At 65.3% G+C, this 22,740-nt stretch carries 23 protein-coding genes; 7 read left to right on the top strand and 16 right to left on the bottom strand.

Annotation, left to right across the window (positions count from 1 at the left end):
* Positions 1-45: 45 nt before the first annotated feature.
* The 9 genes from CAER_RS0125495 to CAER_RS0125455 form a co-directional block, all read right to left on the bottom strand.
* The gene (locus CAER_RS0125495) at positions 46-2,247 is read right to left on the bottom strand and encodes a 3-hydroxyacyl-CoA dehydrogenase NAD-binding domain-containing protein (protein ID WP_027238018.1); all 2,202 of its coding nucleotides are present in this window, start codon (positions 2,245-2,247) and stop codon (positions 46-48) included.
* The gene (locus CAER_RS0125490; protein ID WP_027238017.1) at positions 2,244-2,729 is read right to left on the bottom strand and encodes a cupin domain-containing protein; all 486 of its coding nucleotides are present in this window, start codon (positions 2,727-2,729) and stop codon (positions 2,244-2,246) included. Before CAER_RS0125490 ends, CAER_RS0125495 begins: the two co-directional genes overlap by 4 nt.
* On the bottom strand, positions 2,729-3,940 hold the full coding sequence (locus CAER_RS0125485; protein WP_027238016.1) for an acetyl-CoA C-acetyltransferase: 1,212 nt from the start codon (positions 3,938-3,940) through the stop codon (positions 2,729-2,731). Before CAER_RS0125485 ends, CAER_RS0125490 begins: the two co-directional genes overlap by 1 nt.
* A 10-nt stretch (positions 3,941-3,950) precedes the next feature.
* Entirely contained in the window at positions 3,951-4,583 is a 633-nt protein-coding gene (locus CAER_RS0125480) for a glutathione S-transferase family protein (RefSeq protein WP_027238015.1), read from the bottom strand.
* Positions 4,584-4,861: 278 nt separating this feature from the next.
* Complete coding sequence (locus CAER_RS0125475; protein WP_027238014.1) at positions 4,862-6,010, bottom strand: acyl-CoA dehydrogenase family protein; 1,149 nt, start codon at positions 6,008-6,010, stop codon at positions 4,862-4,864.
* A gap of 26 nt (positions 6,011-6,036) precedes the next feature.
* Positions 6,037-6,249, bottom strand: coding sequence for a hypothetical protein (locus CAER_RS0125470; protein WP_027238013.1), 213 nt, complete (start codon positions 6,247-6,249; stop codon positions 6,037-6,039).
* A gap of 73 nt (positions 6,250-6,322) precedes the next feature.
* Positions 6,323-8,104 carry an acyl-CoA dehydrogenase C-terminal domain-containing protein gene (locus CAER_RS0125465; RefSeq protein WP_027238012.1) on the bottom strand — a complete coding sequence of 594 codons (1,782 nt, stop codon included), beginning with the start codon at positions 8,102-8,104 and terminating at the stop codon, positions 6,323-6,325.
* Between the two features lie 73 nt (positions 8,105-8,177).
* Entirely contained in the window at positions 8,178-8,579 is a 402-nt protein-coding gene (locus CAER_RS0125460) for a MerR family transcriptional regulator (protein WP_027238011.1), read from the bottom strand.
* A gap of 400 nt (positions 8,580-8,979) precedes the next feature.
* Positions 8,980-9,348 carry a MerR family transcriptional regulator gene (locus CAER_RS0125455; RefSeq protein ID WP_027238010.1) on the bottom strand — a complete coding sequence of 123 codons (369 nt, stop codon included), beginning with the start codon at positions 9,346-9,348 and terminating at the stop codon, positions 8,980-8,982.
* A 124-nt stretch (positions 9,349-9,472) separates the two neighbouring features.
* Between CAER_RS0125455 and CAER_RS0125450 the strand changes: the two genes are divergently transcribed.
* The 3 genes from CAER_RS0125450 to CAER_RS0125440 are packed head-to-tail and all read left to right on the top strand — an operon-like array spanning position 9,473 to position 11,734.
* On the top strand, positions 9,473-9,895 hold the full coding sequence (locus CAER_RS0125450) for a PaaI family thioesterase (RefSeq protein ID WP_027238009.1): 423 nt from the start codon (positions 9,473-9,475) through the stop codon (positions 9,893-9,895).
* A complete protein-coding gene (locus tag CAER_RS0125445) occupies positions 9,892-10,410 on the top strand; it encodes a PaaI family thioesterase (RefSeq protein WP_027238008.1) in 519 nt (172 codons plus the stop codon). The genes CAER_RS0125450 and CAER_RS0125445 overlap by 4 nt, the downstream gene beginning before the upstream one ends.
* 4 nt (positions 10,411-10,414) lie before the next feature.
* A complete protein-coding gene (locus CAER_RS0125440) occupies positions 10,415-11,734 on the top strand; it encodes an MATE family efflux transporter (protein WP_027238007.1) in 1,320 nt (439 codons plus the stop codon).
* 111 nt (positions 11,735-11,845) lie between these two features.
* On the opposite strand, the gene arsC is transcribed toward CAER_RS0125440, so the two are convergent.
* The 3 genes from arsC to CAER_RS0125425 are packed head-to-tail and all read right to left on the bottom strand — an operon-like array spanning position 11,846 to position 13,577.
* Positions 11,846-12,187: an arsenate reductase (glutaredoxin) gene (gene arsC, locus CAER_RS0125435; protein ID WP_027238006.1), complete on the bottom strand. Its 342-nt coding sequence runs from the start codon at positions 12,185-12,187 to the stop codon at positions 11,846-11,848.
* Positions 12,184-13,242, bottom strand: coding sequence for a quinone-dependent dihydroorotate dehydrogenase (locus CAER_RS0125430; protein WP_027238005.1), 1,059 nt, complete (start codon positions 13,240-13,242; stop codon positions 12,184-12,186). The genes arsC and CAER_RS0125430 overlap by 4 nt, the downstream gene beginning before the upstream one ends.
* A complete protein-coding gene (locus CAER_RS0125425) occupies positions 13,239-13,577 on the bottom strand; it encodes a DUF952 domain-containing protein (RefSeq protein ID WP_027238004.1) in 339 nt (112 codons plus the stop codon). The genes CAER_RS0125430 and CAER_RS0125425 overlap by 4 nt, the downstream gene beginning before the upstream one ends.
* A gap of 162 nt (positions 13,578-13,739) precedes the next feature.
* On the opposite strand from CAER_RS0125425, the gene CAER_RS0125420 reads away from it, so the two are divergent.
* A complete protein-coding gene (locus CAER_RS0125420) occupies positions 13,740-15,320 on the top strand; it encodes a bifunctional metallophosphatase/5'-nucleotidase (RefSeq protein WP_027238003.1) in 1,581 nt (526 codons plus the stop codon).
* Positions 15,321-15,483: 163 nt separating this feature from the next.
* Entirely contained in the window at positions 15,484-15,792 is a 309-nt protein-coding gene (locus CAER_RS0125415) for a DnaJ family domain-containing protein (RefSeq protein WP_027238002.1), read from the top strand.
* A gap of 6 nt (positions 15,793-15,798) precedes the next feature.
* Here the strand turns inward: CAER_RS0125415 and CAER_RS0125410 are convergent, their stop codons facing one another.
* On the bottom strand, positions 15,799-17,547 hold the full coding sequence (locus CAER_RS0125410; protein ID WP_027238001.1) for a tetratricopeptide repeat-containing sulfotransferase family protein: 1,749 nt from the start codon (positions 17,545-17,547) through the stop codon (positions 15,799-15,801).
* Between the two features lie 90 nt (positions 17,548-17,637).
* Here CAER_RS0125410 and CAER_RS0125405 point away from each other — a divergent pair, with 90 nt between their 5' ends.
* Entirely contained in the window at positions 17,638-18,327 is a 690-nt protein-coding gene (locus CAER_RS0125405; RefSeq protein WP_036798058.1) for an SOS response-associated peptidase, read from the top strand.
* A 4-nt stretch (positions 18,328-18,331) separates the two neighbouring features.
* Here the strand turns inward: CAER_RS0125405 and CAER_RS0125400 are convergent, their stop codons facing one another.
* Positions 18,332-18,823, bottom strand: coding sequence for a MarR family winged helix-turn-helix transcriptional regulator (locus CAER_RS0125400; RefSeq protein WP_027237999.1), 492 nt, complete (start codon positions 18,821-18,823; stop codon positions 18,332-18,334).
* Positions 18,824-18,986: 163 nt separating this feature from the next.
* On the opposite strand from CAER_RS0125400, the gene mnmH reads away from it, so the two are divergent.
* The gene (gene mnmH / locus CAER_RS0125395) at positions 18,987-20,039 is read left to right on the top strand and encodes a tRNA 2-selenouridine(34) synthase MnmH (RefSeq protein WP_027237998.1); all 1,053 of its coding nucleotides are present in this window, start codon (positions 18,987-18,989) and stop codon (positions 20,037-20,039) included.
* An 82-nt stretch (positions 20,040-20,121) separates the two neighbouring features.
* Here mnmH and selD read toward each other — a convergent pair whose 3' ends face one another.
* Positions 20,122-22,284, bottom strand: coding sequence for a selenide, water dikinase SelD (gene selD, locus CAER_RS0125390; RefSeq protein WP_027237997.1), 2,163 nt, complete (start codon positions 22,282-22,284; stop codon positions 20,122-20,124).
* 48 nt (positions 22,285-22,332) lie between these two features.
* The gene (locus CAER_RS0125385; protein ID WP_027237996.1) at positions 22,333-22,731 is read right to left on the bottom strand and encodes a Na+/H+ antiporter subunit G; all 399 of its coding nucleotides are present in this window, start codon (positions 22,729-22,731) and stop codon (positions 22,333-22,335) included.
* Positions 22,732-22,740 lie beyond the last annotated feature (9 nt).

Below are 22,740 nucleotides of genomic sequence, written 5' to 3'. Positions count from 1 at the left end.
ACGGCCGGGTGAAACCCCGGCCGTTTTTGATTTTCAGAGGTGCCGTCAGGCCGCCGCGGATTTTTCCGGGGCGAAACGGGTATAAAAGCTTTGGCCCTTCTCCGCCATTTCGCGCAGCAGCGCCGGGCAGGTGAAGCGCTCGCCGAACTTCTCGGTCAGGCTGTCGCAGCGCTCCGCTGCATAAGGTGTGCCCAGGATGTCCAGCCAGCTCAGCGGACCGCCCGACCAGGGCGCAAAGCCCCAGGCCAGGATCGCGCCCACGTCACCCTCGCGGATGTCCATCAGCACGCCTTCTTCCAGCGCCCGCACCGCTTCCAGCACCTGCGCGAACATCAGCCGTTCCTGCACTTCGATCAGATCGGGCTGTTCAGCCGCGAGCGGATATTTCTCCTGCAGGCCCTTCCAGTAGCCGGTGCGCTTGCCCTTCTCGTCATACTCAAAGAAGCCCGCGTTCGACTTGCGGCCCAGACGTCCCTGTTCTTCCATCCAGAAGATCAGATCGTCTGCCGGGCTTTCCGGATAGGCATCGCCCATCGCCGCCTTGGTCGCCCGCGCGATCTTGGCGCCCAGGTCAATCGAGGTCTCATCCGTCAGCTGCACCGGCCCGACCGGGAAGCCCAGCTGGCGTGCGGCGTTGTCGATCAGGACGGGCGAGACGCCCTCGGTGATCATCCGCATCCCTTCGTTGATGTAGGGGATGATGCAGCGGTTGGCGTAGAAGAAGCGTGCGTCGTTGACCACGATCGGCGTCTTGCGGATCTGGCGCACGTAGTCCAGCGCCTTGGCCACCGCGCGGTCGCCGGTCTCCTTGCCCTTGATGATCTCCACAAGGAACATCTTCTCAACCGGCGAGAAGAAGTGGATGCCGATGAACTGATCCGCGCGGCTCGATGCCTTGGCCAGTTCCGAGATCGGCAGGGTGGAGGTGTTGGAGGCAAAGATGCAGTCTTCGGGGATGATCGCCTCAACCTTCTTGGTCATCTCGGCCTTGACGCCCGGGTCCTCGAAAACCGCTTCGATGATCAGGTCGCAGCCTTTCAGCGCGTCCAGATCGGTGGTGGCGGTGATCTGCGCCAGCAGCGCCTCTTTCTTGTCTTCGGTCGCCTTGCCGCGCTTGATGCCCTTGTCCATGTAGGCGGCGGAATAGGCCTTGCCCTTGTCAGCAGCGTCCTGGTCGCGGTCGATCAGCACCACTTCCATGCCCGCCTGAGCGGAGACCAGCGCGATGCCCGCACCCATCATGCCGGCACCCAGCACGCCGATCTTCTTCACGGACTGATCCGGCACGCCGGCGGGCCGCACTGCGCCTTTTTCCAGCGCCTGCTTGTTCAGGAACAGGCTGCGGATCATGGCGGAGGACGAGGGGTTCATCAGCACCGAAGTGAAATGCCTTGCCTCGATCTTCAGCGCGGTGTCGAAATCAACCAGCGCGCCCTCATAGATCGACGAGAGCAGCGCCTTGGCCGCCGGGAAGGCGCCTTGGGTCTTGCCGTGCACCATCGCCGATGCGCCGACAAAAGTCATGAAGCCCGCGGGGTGATAGGGCGCGCCGCCCGGCATCTTGTAGCCTTTGGCGTCCCAGGGCTTGACCAGATCGGCGTCCTTGGCGTTCAGCACCCATTCCTTGGCCGCCGCCAGCGGATCCTCGGCCACGGCGTCGATCAGCTGCGCGCCCTTGGCCTTCTTCGGGTCCATCATCTTGCCTTCCAGCAGGACCGGAGCCGCCGCCATCGCGCCCACCATGCGGGAGTACCGCATGGTGCCGCCGCCGCCGGGGAAGATACCGATCATGATCTCGGGCAGGCCGATCTTGGCCTTCGGGTTGTCGGTCATCACCCGGTGATGGCAGGCCAGCGCAATCTCGGTGCCGATGCCGGCGCAGGTGCCGTTGATGGCGCAGGCCACCGGCTTGCCGCCCTTCTTGGTTTTGCGGTCCATGCCCGCCAGCTCCAGCTTGCGCAGGATGCGGTGGCCGCCCATGGTAAAGTCGAACAGGCCCTGGGCCGGGTTGTCGCCCGACTCCTCGCGGATTGTGGCCAGCACATTGAGGTCCATGCCGCCAGCAAAGTCCTTCTTGCCGCTGGTGATCACGATGCCCTTGACGGCATCGTCCGCCAGCGCCCGGTCCACGTACTGCTCCACCAGGCCAAAGGCCTCGCGGGTGAGGACGTTCATGCTCTTGCCCTCGGCGTCCCAGGTGATGATTGCGACGCCGTCTGCGTCCACGTCGTATTTGAAATCGCTCATGAGTTCTCTCCAGTCTGGTCAGCCGTCAGCGGGCTGCCGTCCTTACGGGTGAAGGTGAACTGCCCTTCGGCAAGTTTCACCATCATGTCCAAATCGCTGTAATAGCCGGTCTCGGTTTCGGTGCGGGTCCCTACCACCAGAAACGCCGCCGGCTTGTCCGAACGGTTCACCAGGTGGTGGCCGTTCGCCTCGCCCGCCGGAAAGGCGGCGCAGTCGCCGGGCTGCATTTCATGCGCGCCCTGATCGTCGATCAGGGTGCAGCTGCCCTCGGTCACTATCACGAACTCGTCCTGCTCCATGTGGTAATGGCGCAAGGAAGAGGCCGCGCCGGGCTCCAGCCGGACGATGTTGACGCCGAACTGGCTGAGCCCGCCGGGATCCCCCAGCGGCTGCACGCTGCGGCCCTTGCAGGCCTCGGCCAGCTTGCCGGGGTAGTCCGATCCGGTCCGCCAGGGCAGTTGGGATAGGTCCAGCTTCGGCATCAGACCCGCTCGATGATCGTTGCGGCGCCCATACCCGAGGCGATGCACAGGGTGGCGAGGCCGGTTTGCTTGTCCTGACGCTCCAGCTCATCCAGCAGGGTGCCGATGATGATCGCGCCGGTGGCGCCCAGCGGGTGGCCCATGGCGATGGAGCCGCCGTTGACGTTCACCAGGTCGGGGTCGACGTCAAACGCCTGCTGGAACCGCAGCACGACAGAGGCAAAGGCTTCGTTGACTTCGAAAAGGTCGATGTCGCCGATCGACATGCCGTTGTCGGCCAGGATCTTCTCGGTCACCGGCACCGGGCCGGTCAGCATGATGGTCGGATCGGTGCCGATCTTGGCGGTCGCCTTGATCCGGGCGCGCGGCGTCAGGCCGTGCTTTTCGCCAAACTCCTTGTTGCCGATCAGCAGCGCCGCAGCGCCGTCCACGATGCCCGAGGAGTTGCCCGCATGGTGAATGTGGTTGATCCGCTCCAGGTGCGGGTATTTCAGCATCGCGACCTTATCAAAGCCCGGCATCTGCTCGCCCATCATCTGGAAGGCCGGGTTCAGCGAGCCAAGCGTCTGCATGTCGGTGCCGGGCCGCATGTATTCGTCATGGCTCAGGATCGGCAGTCCGTTCTGGTCCTTGACGGTGATCACCGATTTCTCGAACCGCTTCTCTTCCCACGCCTTGGCCGCGCGGCGCTGCGATTCCATCGCCAATGCGTCCGCCTGATCGCGGGTAAAGCCATACTCGGTCGCGATGATATCGGCCGAGATGCCCTGCGGCACGAAATAGGTCTCCATCGCGAGGCTCGGGTCCACGGCGATTGCCGCACCGTCGCTGCCCATGGCAACCCGGCCCATCATCTCGACGCCGCCTGCGATATAGGCATCGCCCGCGCCGCCCTTCACCTGGTTTGCCGCCAGGTTCACGGCTTCCATGCCGGAGGCGCAGAAGCGGTTGATCGCCAGGCCAGGGATGCGCTCGTCCAGATCAGAGGCGAGAACAGCGGAGCGCGCCAGGCAGCCGCCCTGTTCCATCACCTGGGTCACGTTGCCCCAGATCACGTCCTCGACCGCGTGGCCTTCCAGGTTGTTGCGCTCCTTGATCGCGTTCAGCGTCAGGGCGGAGAGGCGGACCGAGGTCACCTCATGCAAGGAGCCGTCCTTGCGTCCTTTGCCGCGCGGGGTGCGCAGCGCGTCATAGATATATGCGTCTGTCATCTTGCTCTCCTCAGGCCCGGTCCGACGGGTTGCCGGGCATCAAGTCATAGGGGTGTTTCCAGCCGGGCAGGGCGCTGATGCGGTCCAGCCAGGCGTCGATATGGGGCCAGTCGGCCCGGTCGAAGCCGAAGGGCTCCGGGTAAAACAGGTAGCCGCAGCAGGTCAGGTCGGCGTTGGAAAGTCCATCGCCCACGATCCACTCGCGGCCCTGCAGATGGGTGTTCAGGGTTTTGAAGGCCGCTTTCAGGCGGCCCTGCATGAAGGTGATCACCTCCTGCGGGCGCTTGTCCTCGGGGATGAAGTGCATCAGGAACCGGGTCATGCCCGCCTGGCTGGACAGTTTGTGGTTGTCCCACAGGACCCAGCGCAGAACCTCGTATTTGTCCTCGGGGCGGCCTGCGAACTTTCCGGTTTTGTCGCTGATGTACTGCTGGATCACGCCGGACTGCGACAGGCGAACATCCCCGTCCACCAGCACCGGCGCCTCCGCCATCACGTTGAGGCCGCGGTAATCGTCAGTGCGGTGCGCGCCGCTGAAGAAATCGACAAACACCGGCTCCCAGGCCAGGCCCGATAGCTCCAGCGCCAAGGCCGCCTTGTAGGAGTGGCCGCTTTCGCCGAAGCAATGCAGTTTGATTGTCATGTGTTGCTCCCTGTGTCTGCTGGCGGAGCGGGGGTTTCACACCCCCGCGCCCCCGTGGAGTATTTTTGGAAAGATGATGGGGCGTTAACCTGCGTCTGCGCGCAGCGTGCTACCTTGGTCCTGCGGCACAGGCTGGAGAGCCGATGGCCGTGAAAGGTGAAGACGTCCCTGCCCATTTGGCGAAGGCTTGGGGGCAGGGACACTGCCTTTGCTTCATCTTTCCCCAAATACTCAAAATCCATCATCGGCCTCCCGCGTCGCCGCCGCGGCCCCTGCGCCTACAGCGACCGCGCAATCAGCTCCTTCATGATCTCATTGGTGCCGCCATAGATCCGCTGCACGCGGGCATCGGCCCACATCTCGCCCACGGCATATTCCTGCATGTAGCCGTAGCCGCCATGCAGCTGCAGGCATTCGTCCAGCACTTCGCCCTGGGTGTCGGTGATCCAGTATTTGGCCATTGCCGCCTTCTCGACGCTCAAGCGGCCCTGCAGGTGTTCGGCGATGCACTCATCCAGAAAGGCGCGCGCGACCTTGGTCTTGGTCAGGCATTCGGCCAGCTTGAAGCGGGTGTTCTGGAATTGCAGGATCGGGCCGCCAAAGGCCTCGCGCTCCTTGCAGTAGGCCACGGTGCGCTCCACCGCGCCCTCCATCGCGCCGACCGCACCGCAGGCGATGATCAGGCGCTCCTGCGGCAGCTGCTGCATCATCTGGTAGAACCCCTGGCCCTCGGCGCCGCCCAGGATGTTTTCCGGCGGGATCTCCACATCGCTGAAGAACAGCTCCGAGGTGTCCGCCGCATGGCAGCCGATCTTGTCCAGGTTGCGGCCGCGGCTGAAGCCCGCGGCGCCGTCGGTTTCCACCGCCACCAGCGACACGCCCTTGGCGCCCGCGCCAGGGTCGGTCTTGGCTGCGACCAGGATCAGGTTGGCGTGCTGGCCGTTGGTGATGAAGGTCTTCTGCCCGGACAGCCGGTAGGCGTTGCCATCCTTCACCGCCTTGGTCTTGATCGCCTGCACATCCGACCCGGTCGAAGGTTCGGTCATCGCCAGCGCGCCGACCAGTTCGCCGGTCACCATCTTCGGCAGCCAGCGCTGTTTCTGTTCTTCGGTGCCATAGGCCAGGATGTAATGCGCCACGATGCCGGAGTGGATGCCGTGGCCCCAGCTGGCCAGGTTGGCCCGGCTGCCTTCCATCAGGATCACCGCCTCATGGCCGAAATCGCCGCCCGCACCGCTGTACTCTTCGGGAACCGAAGGGCACAGCAGGCCCAGTTCACCGGCCTGCTGCCAGGTTTCCCGGTCCATCATGCCCTGCTTGCGCCAGGTCTCGAACTTGGGCGCCCATTCATTGGTGATGAACTGGGCCGTCATTTCGGCAAGCATCTGGTGCTCTTCCGTCATCCAGGCGGACTGCGTGCTGGTCATTTTTCTCCCCTCGGCCGCGTTCGGGCCTATCTTTTGCGCGCCTCCAGCTCGGCGTTGAACAGCCGCAGCCGGTGGGTCAGGTTTTCTTGGTCCGTCACACTGTCGAAATGCTCGAACAGGAATGACAGCGCTTCTCCCTCGTCCAGCCCCGCCTCCTGGGCAAATTTCCTGAGCTTGCGGTAGCCGTCCTCGGTCATCGCGACGGGGAAGCGGCGGGTCAGGCGGAAGCGTTTCGGCATCTATCGGTCCTTTGCATGTCAAGGCACCGGCCAGGGCTGTGTCGGGCGCCCCGCGACGGGGCGCCCAAAGGCATCAGAAGGCGTCCGCGTCCAGGGCCATCACCGTGTCCGCACCGCTTTCGATGCGGGCCAGGTGCAGTTTGGTCGCGGGCAGCCGCCGTGCCATATAGTACCGGCCGGTTGCGAGTTTCGTCTCATAGAACGCCGCGTCACCGGCCCCCGCGTCAAGCGCTTCCTGCGCCGCCTTGCCCATCTTGGCCCACATCAGGCCCAGGCAGACCTGGCCGAACAGGTGCATGAAGTCATAAGAGCCCGCCAGCGCGTGGTTGGGATCTTTCATGCCGTTCTGCATGAAGAACATGCCGGCCGCCTGCAGATCCTTGGAAGCCGCCTGCAGGGGTTTGATGAAGTCTTTGGTGTATGCCTCGGAAATATCTTTGTTTTCCTGGCAGAAGCTCTTCACCAGATCAAAGAACGCGAGGACGTATTTGCCGCCGTGCTGGCCCAGCTTGCGGCCCACCAGGTCCAGCGCCTGCACGCCGTTGGCACCCTCGTAGATCATCGCGATGCGGGCGTCGCGGGTGTATTGCGACATGCCCCATTCCTCGATGTAGCCGTGGCCGCCATAAACCTGCTGCGCCTGCACGGTCATGTCATAGCCCTGATCGGTCAGGAAGCCCTTGATCACGGGCGTCATCAGCGAGATCAGGCCGTCGGCGTCCTTGTCGCCCGCGCGGTGCGCCTGGTCGATCAGGGTGGCGCCCCACAGCAGGAACGCGCGCGCGCCCTCGGCAAAGCTTTTCTGATCCATCAGCGAGCGGCGGATGTCCGGGTGCACGATCAGCGGATCGGCCGGGCCGTCCGGGTTCTTCGCACCGGTCACGTCGCGGCCCTGCAGGCGGTCCTTGGCGTATTCCAGAGCGTTCTGATAGGCGGCCTCAGCCTGCGCCAGGCCCTGCATCCCGACGCCCACACGCGCTTCGTTCATCATGGTGAACATCGCGCGCATGCCCTTGTGCTCTTCACCCAGCAGGTAGCCCACCGCGCCGTCATAGTTCATCACACAGGTGGAGTTGCCGTGGATGCCCATCTTCTCTTCGATCTTGCCGACCGAGACGCCGTTGCGCTCGCCCAGCGAACCGTCCTCGTTCACCAGGAACTTGGGCACGATGAACAGGCTGACACCCTTGATGCCCTCGGGGCCGCCGGGGATCTTGGCCAGCACCAGGTGCACGATGTTTTCCGCCATGTCGTGATCGCCGGAGGAGATGAAGATCTTCTGCCCCGAGATGCGGAAGCTGCCGTCATCCTGCGGTTCCGCCTTGGTGCGCATCAGGCCCAGGTCGGTGCCGCAATGCGGTTCGGTCAGGTTCATGGTGCCGGTCCACTCGCAGGACACCATCTTGGGCAGATAGGTGTTTTTCTGCGCGTCGGTGCCATGCGCCAGGATCGCCGAGGCGGCGCCATGGGTCAGGCCCTGGTACATGGTAAAGGCCTGGTTGGCGGCCGAGAAGAACTCGCCCACTGCGGTGCCGATCACATAGGGCATGTTCTGGCCGCCGAACTCTTCCGGCATGTCGATGCCCGGCCAGCCGCCTTCCTTCACCTGCTCAAAGGCGTCCTTGAACCCGTTGGGCGTGTAGACCACGCCGTTTTCCAGGCGGCAGCCTTCGGTGTCGCCCACCACGTTCAGCGGGTGCAGAACTGCGCTGGCGATCTTGCCCGCTTCCTCCAGCACGGCGCCGGTGAATTCAGGTTCCAGCTCGTTGTACCCGGGGATATCCTGGCCAGAGACCTTCAGGACATCATGCAGAATAAACTGGGCGTCTTTGGCGGGGGCTGTATAAGAAGGCATTAGGGTCCTCTTCAGGGGGCTTGTTGGACTTGGTTTGGCGCCGGGCAGGCCGGCAGTGGGGCAGGGCGGCTGCCTATTCGGCAGCCTTTTTCTGGGCCCGCATCGAGGCGATCATCTTTTCGCCCCAGGCGAGCTGGTCTTTCAGGTCCTCGATCGCCTCGGTCAGCTCTTCGCGCTGGCGCTCCATATCGTTGAGCCGGTCCTTGGCAATCTCATAGGTTTTGGTCAGCTGCGTCACCTGCTGGTCGCCGACGTGGTACAGATCCAGCAGCTGGCGGATTTCCTCCAGGCTGAACCCGAACCGCTTGCCGCGCAGAATCAGCTTCAGGCGGGCGCGGTCGCGTTTGGTGAACAGCCGCTTCTGGCCGTCTCGGATCGGGAACAGCAGTTCCTTGGCTTCGTAAAACCGCAGGGTGCGGGGCGTCACGTCAAAGGCCTCGCACATCTCGCGGATGGTCATGGTTTCTTCGGTCATCGTCGTCACTCTTACGGCTTGGTGCAGCCCTAAGCTGAGCACTTCCGGCTTTTCGATCAAGACTGACTTTACGTTTACGTAAGTTGTACGTTGCGTCACTTTTGGGGGCGGTAACAGTTCGCAATACGAACATTATGTGGCGCCGCGTTTCGGTGTGCGGGGGAGGCGGAAGCGGCCTTGGCCCCCGCAAACGGGGGCAGGACGAGGGGCGAATCCAATGGCCAGGACACACGCCGCAGGCGCCGCCCCGAGCCGCCGGGCGGGCGTAGCTGCAATGCGGCTGCATACTCAGAAAGGAGAGGTATTTGGCGTGAACAATGCCGCCAGTGCGAGCCGCAGCGCCATGCCGGCGGCATGCGCTGGCCCGGCGGGCGTTTGCGCCGCGCCGGACTTGGCTGCGTTACTTCAGCAGCGCCTTGGTGCTGGCCCGCAGGGCGGTCAGCTCATCAATGGCCTCATTGATCTGTTCGCGCTGCTTCTCCAGCTCCACCAGCTGGCGGTCGGCCATTTCCATAAAGGCATGGTTCTGGGCGTCGTTGCCCTCTTCCTCATAGATCAGCAGCCACTGGCGGATCTCTTCCAGCTGAAAGCCGAACTTGCGCCCGCGCAGGATCAGCTTCATCCGGGCGCGCTCCCGCGCGCCGTAATAGCGCGAGCGGCCTTCGCGGTCCGGTTGCAGCAATTCGATGTATTCATAATAGCGAAGCGTCCGCGGGGTCACGTCGAACTCTGCGCACATTTCCTTGAATGACAATCTGTTGTCGGTCATCCGTTTTCTCCCTTGCCGGGAACCTATGCACTTGCAGCGAACAGTGCAACCTCCGTGGCGGCACACTTGCGCTTTCGCCGGGCCGCAGCCAAAGATAGGGCAGAGATTTCAAAGGGACAGCCCCATGGCCGACAAGACCCAGCTCGCTCGCCAGTTCATCGAAGCGATCCCGCATGCCAAGCAACTGGGCATGAAGCTGACGGAGATCGGCGACGGCACCGCCGAAATCCGCATGGCCTATGACGAAAAGCTGATCGGCGACCCGGCCACCGGGGTGATTCACGGCGGCGCGGTGTCGGCCCTGATGGACACATGCTGCGGCGCAGCGGTGATGAGCCACCCCTCCGCTCCCGGCGGCACCGCGACCATCGACCTGCGCATCGACTATATGCGGCCCGCCACGCCCGGCCAGCCGATCACCACCCGCGCAACCTGCCACCACATCACCCGCACCGTCGCCTTTGTCCGCGCCGTGGCGATGGATGAGGACCAGGACCGCCCTGTCGCCACCGCCGCAGGCGCCTTTACCGTGGAGAAGAAGTTTTGAGCCGCCCCCGTCCCGAACCGATCCAGGTGGTCAAGCAGCGCCGCGATGCCGCGCTGTCGGCGCTGGTGGATTCGGTGCCGTACATCCGATTCCTGAACGTGACCTTCGACCGCCGCGGCGATGAGCTGACGGCGCAGCTGAATTTCGACGACAAGCTGATCGGCAACCCCTTCCTGCCGGCCATCCACGGCGGCGTTACCGCGGCATTTCTTGAGATCACCTCGATGATCACCCTCAACTGGTCCTTCCTTTGGCCGCGCATTGAATCCGGCGACCTGGACCCGGCACAGATGGCCAAGGGCAACCTGCCGCGCCAGCCCAAGACCATCGACTTCACCGTCGATTACCTGCGCTCCGGCCTGCCGCGGGATGCTTATGCACGGGCACGTGTAAACCGCTCCGGCCGCCGCTATGCCTCGGTGCATGTGGAGGCCTGGCAGGACCACAAGGACAAGCTGTTTGCCCAGGCCACCGGCCACTTCCTGATGCCGCAGGACGCAAGCGGCGAAGGCTGAAGTCATGAGCAGCGCGGATACGGACATCACCCACGCCCGGGTGCTTAGAATCGCGTTGCCGATTGTGCTGTCGAACGCCACCGTCCCCATCCTGGGCGCCGTTGACACCGGCGTGGTCGGGCAGATGGGGCAGGCCGCCCCGATTGGCGCGGTCGGCATCGGCGCGGCGATCCTGGCGGCGGTTTACTGGATCTTCGGCTTCCTGCGCATGGGCACCACCGGGATGGCCGCTCAGGCGCGCGGCGCGGGGGACTGGGCCGAAACCGGGGCTCTGCTGATGCGCGGCCTGCTGCTGGCTTTTGCTGCCGGGGCGCTGTTCATCATCGCCCAGGCCGCGGTGTTCTGGGGCGCCTTCGCGCTGGCGCCTGCCAGTCCCGAGGTCGAAACCCTTGCCCGCGGTTATCTGGAGGTCCGCATCTGGGGCGCGCCTGCCACCATCGCGCTCTATGCCGTCACGGGCTGGCTGATCGCGGTCGAGCGCACCCGCGGCGTGTTCCTGCTGCAGGTCTGGATGAACGGGCTGAACATCGTGCTGGATCTGTGGTTTGTGCTTGGCCTCGGCTGGGGCGTGGAGGGTGTCGCCCTGGCCACGCTGATTGCCGAATGGACCGGGCTGGCGCTGGGGCTGTACCTGTGCCGCGATGCGTTTGCGGGCGACCAGTGGCGCAACTGGGCGCGGGTGTTCGACGCGGCGCGGCTCAGGCGGATGGTGCAGGTGAATGGCGACATCATGGTGCGCTCGGTGCTGCTGACGGGGTCGTTCACCACCTTCCTGTTCATCAGCTCTGGCGTGGGTGACGTGAACCTGGCGGCCAACCAGATCCTGCTGCAGTTCCTGTCGGTCACCGCGTTTGCCCTGGACGGCTTTGCCTTTGCCGCCGAAGCGCTGGTGGGTGGTGCGGTTGGCGCCCGCGCCCGCGCCAGGCTGCGCCGGGCGGCGGTGATTGCCGCGCAATGGAGCACCGGCGGGGCGGTGCTTATGGGGGCGGGGTTTGCCTTGGCAGGACCTGCGGTGATCGACCTGATGGCCACAGCGCCGGAGGTGCGCGACGCGGGCCGCGTCTACTTGCTGTGGGCGGTGCTGGCACCGGTGCTGAGCGTGGCGAGCTACATGTTCGACGGAATCTACATCGGTGCCACCTGGACCCGCGAGATGCGGCGGGCGATGGTGCAGGCGGTGGGTGTCTACGTGCTGGCGCTGCTGGTGCTGGTGCCAGCGTTCGGCAACCACGGCCTGTGGGCGTCTTTGATGGTGTTGAATGTGGCGCGCGGCGTGACGCTGGGATTGCGGTATCCGCGGCTGGAGGCGCAGGTGGGCACCTGAGCCGCCCGGAAGTCTGTAAGACTTCCGGCTCGTTTTCCGGCACGGAAAACCGGCGCTTCGCGCCAAAAAATCCTCCCAGGATCTTTGGCAGTTTCCCGCGCCGGGAAACGGTTACAGCAGCGCTTCGATCGCCTCGGTCGGGCGTCCGATCACCGCCTTGCCGTCCTGGATCGCAATCGGCCGCTCGATCAGGATCGGATGCGCGGCCATCGCCGCCAGCAAGTCGTCCTCCGGGCTGTCCTTGCTCAGACCCAGCTCTTTGAAGGTTTTTTCACCCGTCCGCATCATCTCCACCGCAGAAACACCAAGCGCAGCTTGCACCTGCTTGATTTCCTCAACCGAGGGCGTGTCCTGCAAATAGAGCCGCACCTGCACGTCACCGCCGCGCTCTTCCAGCAGCGCCAGACCGGCGCGGGATTTCGAACAGCGGGGGTTATGCCAATAGGTGATCACAGCCAGTCCTTCCGTTTCGTGCCAACCGCTTGCGCGACATTGTCAAAACCGTCGCGGGCCAGCAATTCATCCAGCCCGCGGGCAATATCGCCCGCCAGCGACAACCCGCCATAGACCATCGCCGTGTAGAACTGCACGGCTGAGGCCCCGGCGCAGATCTTCGCATAAGCCTGTTCCGCCGTGCTGATGCCGCCGACACCGACCAGCGGCACTTGGCCCTCCAGCAGGTCCGACAGCTGCGCCAGAACCCGGGTGGATTTTTCAAACAGCGGCGCGCCGGACAGGCCGCCGGCCTCGCCCTTGTGTTCACTGTGAAGCCCGTCGCGGGACAGGGTGGTGTTGGTGGCAATCACCGCGTCGATGCCGGTTTCCACGGCGACGGCGGCAATGTCCTCGATCCCGGCGCGGTCCAGATCCGGGGCGATCTTCAGGAACACCGGCACCCGGCGGCTGAGGCTGTCGCGGGTCTCTATCACCCCCGCCAGCAGCGCCGACAAAGCCGCCTTGCCCTGCAGGTCGCGCAGCTTCTCGGTGTTGGGGGAGGAGACATTGACCGTGGCAAAGTCCAGATGCGCGCCGCAATGGGCCAGCACCTTGGCAAAATCCGTGGCGCGGTCGGCGCTGTCCTTGTTGGCGCCCAGATTGAGGCCGATCACGGCATCCCGCGGCCGCTGGGAGAGGCGCATGCCAATCGCCTCCATGCCCTCGTTGTTGAACCCGAAGCGGTTGATCGCGGCCTTGTCCTCGGTCAGGCGGAACAGGCGCGGCTTGGGGTTGCCGGGCTGCGGGCGGGGGGTGGCGGCGCCAACCTCGATGAAGCCGAAGCCGGACTTCGCCAGCGGAACCAGCGCCTCGGCGTTTTTGTCATAGCCTGCGGCGAGGCCCACCGGGTTCGGCAGATCAATGCCCGCCAGCGTGGTCTTGAGCCGGGGAGAGGTGACCGGGCCGGGGGCCGGGGCCAGCCCCATGGTCAGCGCCTTGATCGACAGCCCGTGCGCGGCCTCCGGATCAAACCGGTGCATTGCGGCCAGGGCCAGCTTTTCAGTCAGCTTCATGCCATCTCCTCAGGGAACTGATGGGTGCCCTCAACAAGCGGCAGCGGCTTGGCCCAGACCACGTCCGTCGTGCGGATGTTGCGGTAAAGGTGCGGGAACTCGGCGCCGCCGCGGGACACCTCCCACTTCAGGTCATCGCCCATCGCATCGGCATCGCAGGCCAGCAGGGTCAGCCCCTCGGCGCCGGCGAAATGCTTGGCCGCGGTTTCCGCTGCCTGGGTGGCGGTGGAGAAATGGACATAGCCGTCCGCAACATCAATCGGCGCGCCGCTGGTCTCGCCCGCGGCCTGCAGTGCGGCCCATTCGTCCGCCCGGAAAATCTTGTAAATCAGCATGAGCGCCTGATGCCCTGCGTTTGCAAAGGAATCAAGGGGGATTGGCCGTATGCGGCCGTGCAAAGATGACGTCAGGAGAGGGCGGATGGCGGCTTTTCCCCTTTGACCGGCGCGGGCTTTGGGCGCAGGCTTGGTCAAAACAGAACAACGGGAGCGCTTCTCATGATTGCACGCATTCTCACATCGGTTGCAGCCCTGGCCCTGACTGCCGGCGCGTCTACGGCGGAGTACAGGCTGACCATCCTGCACACCAACGACTTCCATTCACGGTTTGAGCCGATCAACAAATACGACAGCACCTGCGATGCGGAGGATCAGGCCGAGGGGAAATGCTTTGGCGGCACCGCGCGGCTTGTGACGGCGATTGCGGACGCGCGGGCGCGGGCGGAGAATGCGATCCTGGTGGATGGCGGCGACCAGTTCCAGGGCTCTTTGTTCTATACCTATTACAAGGGCAAGGCCGCGGCGGAGTTCATGAACCATCTGGGCTATGACGGGATGACCGTCGGCAACCATGAGTTCGACGACGGCCCGGAGGTGCTGCGCGGGTTCATGGATGCGGTGGGCTTTCCGGTCTTGATGTCGAATGCCGATGTGTCTGCTGAACCGGCGCTGGCGGATGTGCTGAAGAAATCCACGGTGATTGAGCGCGGCGGCGAGAAGATCGGCCTTATCGGTCTGACGCCGGAGGACACGCATGAGCTGGCAAGCCCCGGCGAGAACGTGAAGTTTTCCGACCCGGTGGCGGCGGTGCAGGCGGAGGTGGACCGGCTGACGGCCGAAGGCGTGAACAAGATCGTGGTGCTCAGCCACTCCGGCTATGGCGTGGACCAGCGGGTGGCGGCGGAGACCACAGGCGTCGATGTGATCGTGGGCGGGCACTCGAATACCTACCTCTCCAACACGTCTGAGAAGGCCGCGGGGCCGTACCCGACTGTTGTGAACGGGGTGCAGATCGTGCAGGCCTATGCCTATGGCAAGTTCCTGGGTGAGCTGAGCGTGACATTTGACGATGCGGGCAATGTCGTCAGCGCCGAGGGCGAGCCGCTGATCATGGATGCCGCCGTCAGCGAGGATGCAGCCACGTTGGACCGGATCGCCGAACTGGCCCAGCCGCTGGATGAGATCCGCAACAAGGTGGTGGCGGAGACCGCGGAGCCGGTCGAGGGCAGCCGTGATGTCTGCCGGGTGCAGGAGTGTCCGATGGGCAATCTGGTTGCCGATGCAATGCTCGACCGGGTGAAGGATCAGGGCGTGACCGTCGCCATTGCCAACTCCGGCGGCATCCGGGCCAGCCTGGATGCGGGGGAGGTCACCATGGGCGAGGTGCTGACCATCCTGCCGTTCCAGAACACGCTGTCGACGTTTCAGATCGACGGCAAGACGCTGGTCGCGGCGCTGGAGAACGGCGTCAGCCAGGTGGAGGATGTCAAGGGCCGCTTCCCGCAGGTGGCGGGGCTGAAATTCAGCTGGGACAGTTCTGCCGCGCCGAACGAAGGCCGGGTCACCGAGGTGATGGTGGCAGAGGGCGAGGGTTTTGTGCCCATTGATCCGGCCAAGACCTATGTGGTGGTGACCAATGACTACGTCCGCAACGGCGGTGATGGCTATGCGATGTTCGAGGGCGACGACAAGAACGCCTACGACTTCGGCCCGGATCTGGCGGATGTGCTGGCAGAGTATCTGGCGGCGCAAGGGCCCTATACGCCTTATACCGACGGGCGGATTTCACGGGTGAAATAAACCTCGGCATTTAGGTCCGGACCGGACCGAATGTTTCGCGCGCGAAACATTCGGGCAGGAGGGCTGCCGCATTATTTTCAGGGAATAGCAACCTTCGCCGGCGCTTGGTTAACAGGCTGGCGGGGGCTTTCCCAAGGCCGGCACGCGTGGCAGAATGCGGGCCATGGACCACCCGCTGATTGACCTCATCAATGCCCGCATCGAAGCCGCCGAGAAGGACGGCGCCTTTGACAATCTGCAAGGCGCCGGCAGGCCGCTGCCCAAATGCGAGGACCCGGAGAATGAACTGGTCAACCGCCTGGTGCGCGAAAGCGGCGGGGTGCCGGAGTTCGTGAACCTGTCGCGCGAGCTGCAGCGCTTGCGGGCGGAGCTGCGCGAGACCGGCGACCGCGGCCGCCGGCAGGAGATTTTGAAAGAGATGTCGATGATGGACGCGCGGATCGAGATCGCGCGCAAAACTTACACCAAGTAGCCCCTGTTACCCTTTGATTTCCGGCCAGATTTCCGGGTCCAGCCCGTCGATGAAGGGCGCCAGAACATTGGCGTATTTCTCCCATTTGCCGATTGAGCGCGTGTGCGCCGTCTGGCGGACCTGGGTGTTTGACAGCGTCAGCACCTGGCCCTCGTGGCGTTCCGGGTGGGCCATGTCCTCGACCCACTCCAGACCGCAGAAGTCCGCCAGCTTGCGGCTTTCGCCCTCAATATCCGTAACGAAGCTCTCATAACGCAAATCATAGATCCGCCCCGGCATCACCTGCCGCCAGTGCTGCATCAGCCGGCCGTAGAGGTTGAACCGGTGCGCCATCGCCTTGAGGTCATAGGCATAGGTCAGCGAGCTGCCGGAGAAATAGCCGCGCCAGATCGACAGCGCCACATCGCGCGGGTCGCGGCAAAGATGAACAAACCGTGCATCCGGGTAAGCCGTCAGGAGATGGCCCAAGAGGCGGTAGTTGTCGGGCATCTTGTCGACATAGGCCGCTGTGCCCTCGGGCATTTCCGGCAGGCGGCTGATGTCTTCCGTCACGAAATTGCGGGCGGCTTCGGGGGTGAAGTCCTGATCCTTGTCGATAAAGGGATGCAGCAGGAAAGCCGGCACGCCGCGCTCGCCCAGCGGGAACACATCGGGGTGCAGGCCGATCACGGTCTCTGTCAGTGTGGTGCCGGAGCGCGGCATCCCCACGACATAGATCGGGCGCGGGCCCTCGGGCGCGGTGTCCGCCGGGGTGATCTCCGCCGGGAAGGCGGCCATGATCCGGCTGAACTGGCGTTCGCTTTCCTCATAGTCATAGGGGTTCTGCGCCGCCATGCAGGCGTTGGCCTCGTCATTATGGGCGGCAAAGGCGTCCTTGTCGCCTGCCTGATCGGCTATCCGGGCCAGGGCAAAGCTGACGTTGGCGCGGTCGAGCGAGCGGGGGGCGGCGGCCTTCAGCGCCTTTTGCGCGACGGGCAGCAGCTCGGCGTTCTGCTCGCGGCTGCTAATGCGGGCCAGCATTTCCAGCACCTGGGTGTCCTTGGGGTCCAGCTCCAGGATCGCGAGGCAGTGGCCGCGGGCGGCGGCAGCGTCTCCGTTGGAAATCAGCTGGCTGGCCAGGCGCCTGCGGGCCTCGATGTTCTGCGGGGCAACGGCAACTGCCTTCTGCGCGGCTTCGGTGGCCTCGTCCTGCCGCATCAGGCGGGCCAGCAGCAGGCTGGCGTTTTGCAGGGCGTCGGCGTCAGTCGGGTTCACCTTGAGCGCCGCCTGATAGTCCGCCAGCGTCGCCTTTTCATCGCCCAGCGTGTTCCAGGCGGTCGCGCGCAGCCGCAGCATCCGCGGCTGGCGCGGATCGCGGGCGAGTGCTGCGGTGGCGGTCTCGATCGCGGCCTCGGGCGCATTCATCACCAGATGCGCCTGCGCTTGAAGATAGAGCGCCGCCTGATCGCCGGGCTGATCCTTCAGCACCCGCTCCAGCAGCTTCATCGCCTGTTCGCCTTGCTGCAGGAACAGCAGGGTCTGCGCCAGGTTCTTGCGCGCGTCGTGAAAGCCGGGGGCCAGCGCCAGTGCCTTCTTGAAGTAGGGCACGGCATCGCGGTGTTTGCCCAGACCCGACAGGGAGATGCCGGCGATATTGGGAAAATCCGGGTGGCTCTTGTGCCGCTTCATGCCGCCCTTGGACTGCTTCAGCGCCTGCTTGAACTTGCCCTGGTTGAGAAAGCCCAGGGCGGACTGGAGATCGTTCTGAAGAGTCATGAGGCCTATCTATCATCCTGTCGGGGCGGCTGAAAACCGTTGGGCCAGGGAGGCTTTGCATCCGCGCCGCGGCCTGGGTTAGAAATCAGCATGTGCGGACGATTTGCCATAACCCTGCCCACGGATGCAATGGCGCAGCTGTTTGCGGCGCAGCCCGCCAACAATCTTCCCCGGGTGCCGAACTTCAATGTTTGCCCGACCAACGCTGTGCATGCGGTGCAGGCGGGCGAAGCGGGGCGGCAGCTGGTTGCCATGCGCTGGGGGTTTCTGCCGCATTGGTACAAGGCGGAAACCGCTGGGCCGCTGCTGATCAACGCGCGGGCCGAGACGATTGCGGAAAAGCCCGCCTTTGCCGCCGCAGCCCGGGAGCGGCGCTGCTTGATCCCGGCCACCGGTTTTTATGAATGGACCAAGGCGGAGGACGGCGCCCGGCTGCCTTGGTATATCCACCGCAGCGATGGTGCGCCGATAGCGTTCGCAGCGGTCTGGCAAAGCTGGGGATCTGACGATCCGGTCAAGACCTGCGCCATTGTCACCACCGCGGCCAATGAGGGGCTGTCGGCGATCCATCACCGGATGCCGCTGATCCTGGAGCCGCAGGACTGGGGCAAGTGGCTGGGTGAGGAGGGTCGCGGCGCCGCAGCGCTGATGCAGCCGGGGGCGGAGGGTGTTCTGGACTATCACCGGGTTGATCCGGCGGTGAACTCAAACCGGGCCGGGGGGCCTGAGCTGATCGAGCCGTTTGAGGACGGCGATACCCCGCGCGGCCGCCTGATCTGAGCGCTTATTCGGCCGCCTGGCTGCCGGGCAGGTCGCGCTGCGGCGCCCGGCTCAGCTCATTGGCGGCGAGGGTTGCTTTGCGCAGCAGGGCCACAAAGATTTCCCGCTCCGCCTCGGTGAGGCCGGTGAAGATCGCGGGCTGGGCGGCTTGAACAACCGGCAGGATCCGGTCCAGCAGCTCCTCACCGTCGCGGGTCAGGCTGACTTCGCGGGCGCGGCGATCCGCAGCGGAAACACGGCGCGCCACCAGGCCCTTGTCCGCCAGCCGGTCCACCACCTTGCCCAGGGTGGCGCGGTCATAGGCGATCAGCCCCGCGACTGAGGCCTGGTCGATGCCGGGATGGCGCCGGATGGCGGCCAGGGCGGAAAACTGCACCGGGGTCAGATCCACCCCCTCATCAGCCATCCGCTCCATGAACTGGGCGACGGAGATCTGGTGCAGCCGCCGGATCAGGTGGCCGGGCAGAGCGTGTATGTCCAAAGGGTCGGTGTCCATCGGTCCTGGTCCTTGCCGCTGTGGCGCCGCCGGGCCTTCTGCCCGGGCTGGTCTGTTCGCTTCGTTTGCCTTACTGCCCCGCGCGCAGTGCGCGCAAGTATTATTGCCGCAGGAGGGCCGTTTGCGGCTTTTCCTTGCGCAGGGGGCGGGGTACAGCAAAGGCATGGCGCTGACATTCACATCCCTGCAAGAGTTTTACGGCCACGGGTTCGACACCGTGATCGACGTGCGCAGCCCGGCGGAATTTGCCGAAGACCACGTGCCGGGCGCCATCAGCCTGCCGGTGCTGAACAACGAGGAACGCGCCGAGGTCGGCACCATCTATGTGCAGGACAGCCCCTTTAGGGCGCGCAAGCTGGGGGCGGCGCTGGTGTTCCGCAATGCCGCCAACCATATCGAACAAAGCCTGAGCCACCATGAGGGCGGCTGGAAGCCGCTGGTCTATTGCTGGCGCGGCGGCCAGCGGTCCGGGTCCTTCACCTGGATGCTGCAGCAGATCGGCTGGCGTGCCGAGGTGGTGGAGGGCGGTTACCAGACTTACCGCCGCCTGGTGCACAAGGCGATGTACGAGACCGTTCTGCCGCACCGGCTGGTGGCGCTGGACGGTTATACCGGATCGGCAAAGACCGAGGTGCTGAACCGCGCGGCGCAGCTGGGGGTGCAGGTGCTGGATCTGGAGGGGCTGGCCAATCACCGCGGCTCCCTTCTCGGCGAGATGCCGACGCCGCAGCCGTCGCAGAAGGGGTTTGAATCCGCTGTGTCTGGGGCGCTGATGCGGCTGGACCCCGCCCGCCCGGTGCTGGTGGAGGCCGAGTCGAACAAGATCGGCCAGCGGATCATCCCGCCGGCGGTCTGGGACGCCATGAAGCAGGCCCCCCGCATCGAGCTGCAGGTGCCGGTGGCGGCGCGCTGCCGCTATCTGGCGGCGGCCTATGACGACATCCTGTCGGACGCAGCGCGGCTGCGCGAGAAGCTGGGCCCGTTGCGCGCCCATCGCTCCGGCGCTGTGGTGGACGGCTGGTTTGCCAGCATCGAGGCGGGGGACAAGGCTGCTTTGACTGAAGCGCTGATGCTGGAGCATTACGATCCCGCCTACCGCAAGTCCCGGACCGCGATCGGGGCGGAGGTGGCTGCCACGGTGGAGGCTGATGCGCTGGACGAGTCCGGACTGCAGGCGGCCGCGGCGCAGGTTGCGGAGATCATGGCACGCGTCTGACCGGCGGTTCTCCCGCCCGTCGCCGGGGCATCTGCGATGCCCCGCTCCCGTTGGGCCCGGCGCTGCGCTGGCGCGCAGCGGGTCAGGCGCTGAGGGTGATGGCGCCGGCCCCTTCTGTGATCTTGCCGATGAGGGCCGCCGGGTATCCGGCGGCGTGCAGGTGCTCAAGCAGGCCGCCGGCCTGATCTGCGGCCACCGCCGCCAAGAGCCCGCCCGCAGTTTGCGGGTCGAACAGCAGCTCCTGCCAGCCGGTGGTTTTCAGCTCCGGCACCGTCGCCTGGTTGGCGGGCAGCAGCGAGGACCGGACCCCGCGGTCAGCCAGTTCTGCGGCGCCTTGCATCAGGGGCACCTGGCCGGTGAACACGTCCGCGCCTGTGCGGGACGCCTCGCAGATGCCGAGCAGATGGCCGAGCAGGCCAAAGCCGGTCACGTCGGTCATCGCATGGGCGCCTTGCAGGATGCGGGCGGCCTCACCCTGCGGCTGGCTCATCTGCTCCAGTGCCGCTGCCACCCACTCTCCGCTGGCGTCGCCAGCCATTTCCGCGGCCATCAGCACGCCGGAGCCGATGGGTTTGGTCAGGATGAGCGCATCGCCCGGCCGGGCGCCGGCAAGCGTGATCGGCGGGCGGGGGCAGAGGCCGGTGACGGTGAAGCCCACGGTCAGCTCATCCCCCAGCGAGGTGTGGCCGCCGATGATGGCGGCGCCGGCCGATTGCATGACCTCTGTGGCGGCTGCCATGATTTCCTGCAGGGTGCGGGTTTGCAATTCCGGCGACATGCGTGGCAGGATCAGGTTGGCCGTTGCCGCCTGAGGTTCCGCGCCCATTGCCCAGATGTCCCCCAGCGCATGCACGGCGGCGATGCGGGCCATCAGTACCGGATCATTGGTGAAGCTGCGAAGGTGATCGGTGCTGATCACCTGTTTGACGCCGCCGGTGGTCAGCAGCGCGGCATCGTCGCCGGGCAGGGGTGTGATGTCTTCGCGCCCGGTGCTGCTGAGCCCGGCCAGCGTGCCCAGCAGCGCGCCGCGCCCGACCTTGGCGCCGCAGCCGCCGCACATCGGCTTGTCCCCCAGCGCCTGCTCCATCCCCAGCGTGTGTTCGGCGGGCAGCGGCGGCTGGTCCATCGCGGGCAGGTCGCGGAACTTCTCCATGAAGGCCTGGTCGATGCGGTCCTTCCAGCTCCACATCAAGGGGCCCGACAGCGTGGTGCCGAAGCGTTCGCCAAGCGCTTCCTTGGCGCCCATGGAGATCAGTTTCAGGTAATCCTTTTGCGGACGGTATTTGCGCAGAGGGTCGCCTGTCAGGGTGCTGCGCAGATTGTGGTAGAGCACCGGGGCCTGGCGCACTGCATAGACGCCGGCCTTGGGGCGCGGGGCGAAATCCAGATGGGCGCAGTCGCCGGCGGCAAAGACATTGGCGGCAGAGCTTTGCAGGGTTTCACTGACCCGGATGAAGCCGTCCTGCAGGTCAAGCCCGCTGTTCGCGAGCCAGCCGTAGGGGCGGGCGCCGGCGGCGCCGGTGGTGAAATCCGACAGCACCTCGCGCCCGTCCTGCAGCACGATATAGCCGTCCTCAATCCGTTCGACCGGCGCGTTTTCCTCCAGCCGGACGCCGTGTTCGACCAAGGCGCGCAGAAGCTTGCTGCGGGCGGTCTCGCCGATGGCGCGCAAGGCCTGGTCGCTGTCGATCAGCGTCGCCTGGGCCAGACGGCCGCGGGATTTCAGCGCAAAGGCCATGGCCAGGATCAGCTCTGCACCGGCAACCCCGCCGCCGATCACGGCGGCATGGGCGGGGCCGCTGCCATCGCGGAAGGCGGACCACTGCGCGGCGAACCGGCCGAGCGGTTTGGCCGGGATGCCGTATTCGGCAAAGCCCGGCAGATCCGGCATGGCGGAGGTGATGCCGATGTCGACGGAGGCCACGTCATAGGCAACCGGCGGGCGGCCCGGCACATGCACCAGCCGGGCCGCGGTGTCGATATGCTCTGCCGCGCCCAGCACCACGCGGGCACCGGCAAAGCGGGCCAGGCGCACCAGGTCGATGTCCAGCTCCCCGCGTGTGTAATGGCCTGCGACAAAGCCGGGCAGCATGCCGGAATAGGGCGCGGCGGGGCCGGGGTTGATGACTGTCAGCCGGGCGCCGGGCAGGGGCCGCATCCCCCATTTGCGCAAGACCAGCGCGTGGGTGTGGCCGCCGCCGATCAGCACCAGATCGCGGGTGAGCGGCAATCGCAAAGAGTCCATATGCTATCCTGCCTGTGCTGCGGGCCGGTTCCGGCCGGGTTGCTGCGCTTATTGCGCGGCGTCCGGGCGGCCTGCGGTTCTCTGTTCCTCATCCTCCGGTTTGTCATGGGTGGCCCAATGGTCATCCACACCTGCCGAAGGCATTGTTTCGCGGGTCTCGTGCCGGTGGATATGCACCTTGGCAATGAAATTCGCGGTGATCGGGGCGGTCAGGAACAGGAACAGAGTGATCATCAGCTCATGCACCGAGACATATTCCTCGAACACTGCCGCGTGGATCAGCGAGGCCAGCAGCACCCCGCCGACGCCCAGCGTGGTGGCCTTGGTGGGCGCGTGCAGGCGCGACATCCGATCGTTAAGCTTGATCAGGCCGTAGGAGCCGACGATGCCGAAGATCCCGGCAATCACCAGGAAGGCGGCAACAATAAATTCAAACAGACTTGCCATCTTTGCCCC

Origin of the sequence: Leisingera caerulea DSM 24564 (assembly GCF_000473325.1) — a bacterium.
Taxonomy (GTDB): Bacteria; Pseudomonadota; Alphaproteobacteria; order Rhodobacterales; family Rhodobacteraceae; genus Leisingera; species Leisingera caerulea.
The sequence above is the reverse complement of the archived record's forward strand: the minus strand, read 5'-3'. Positions and strand labels throughout refer to the sequence as shown.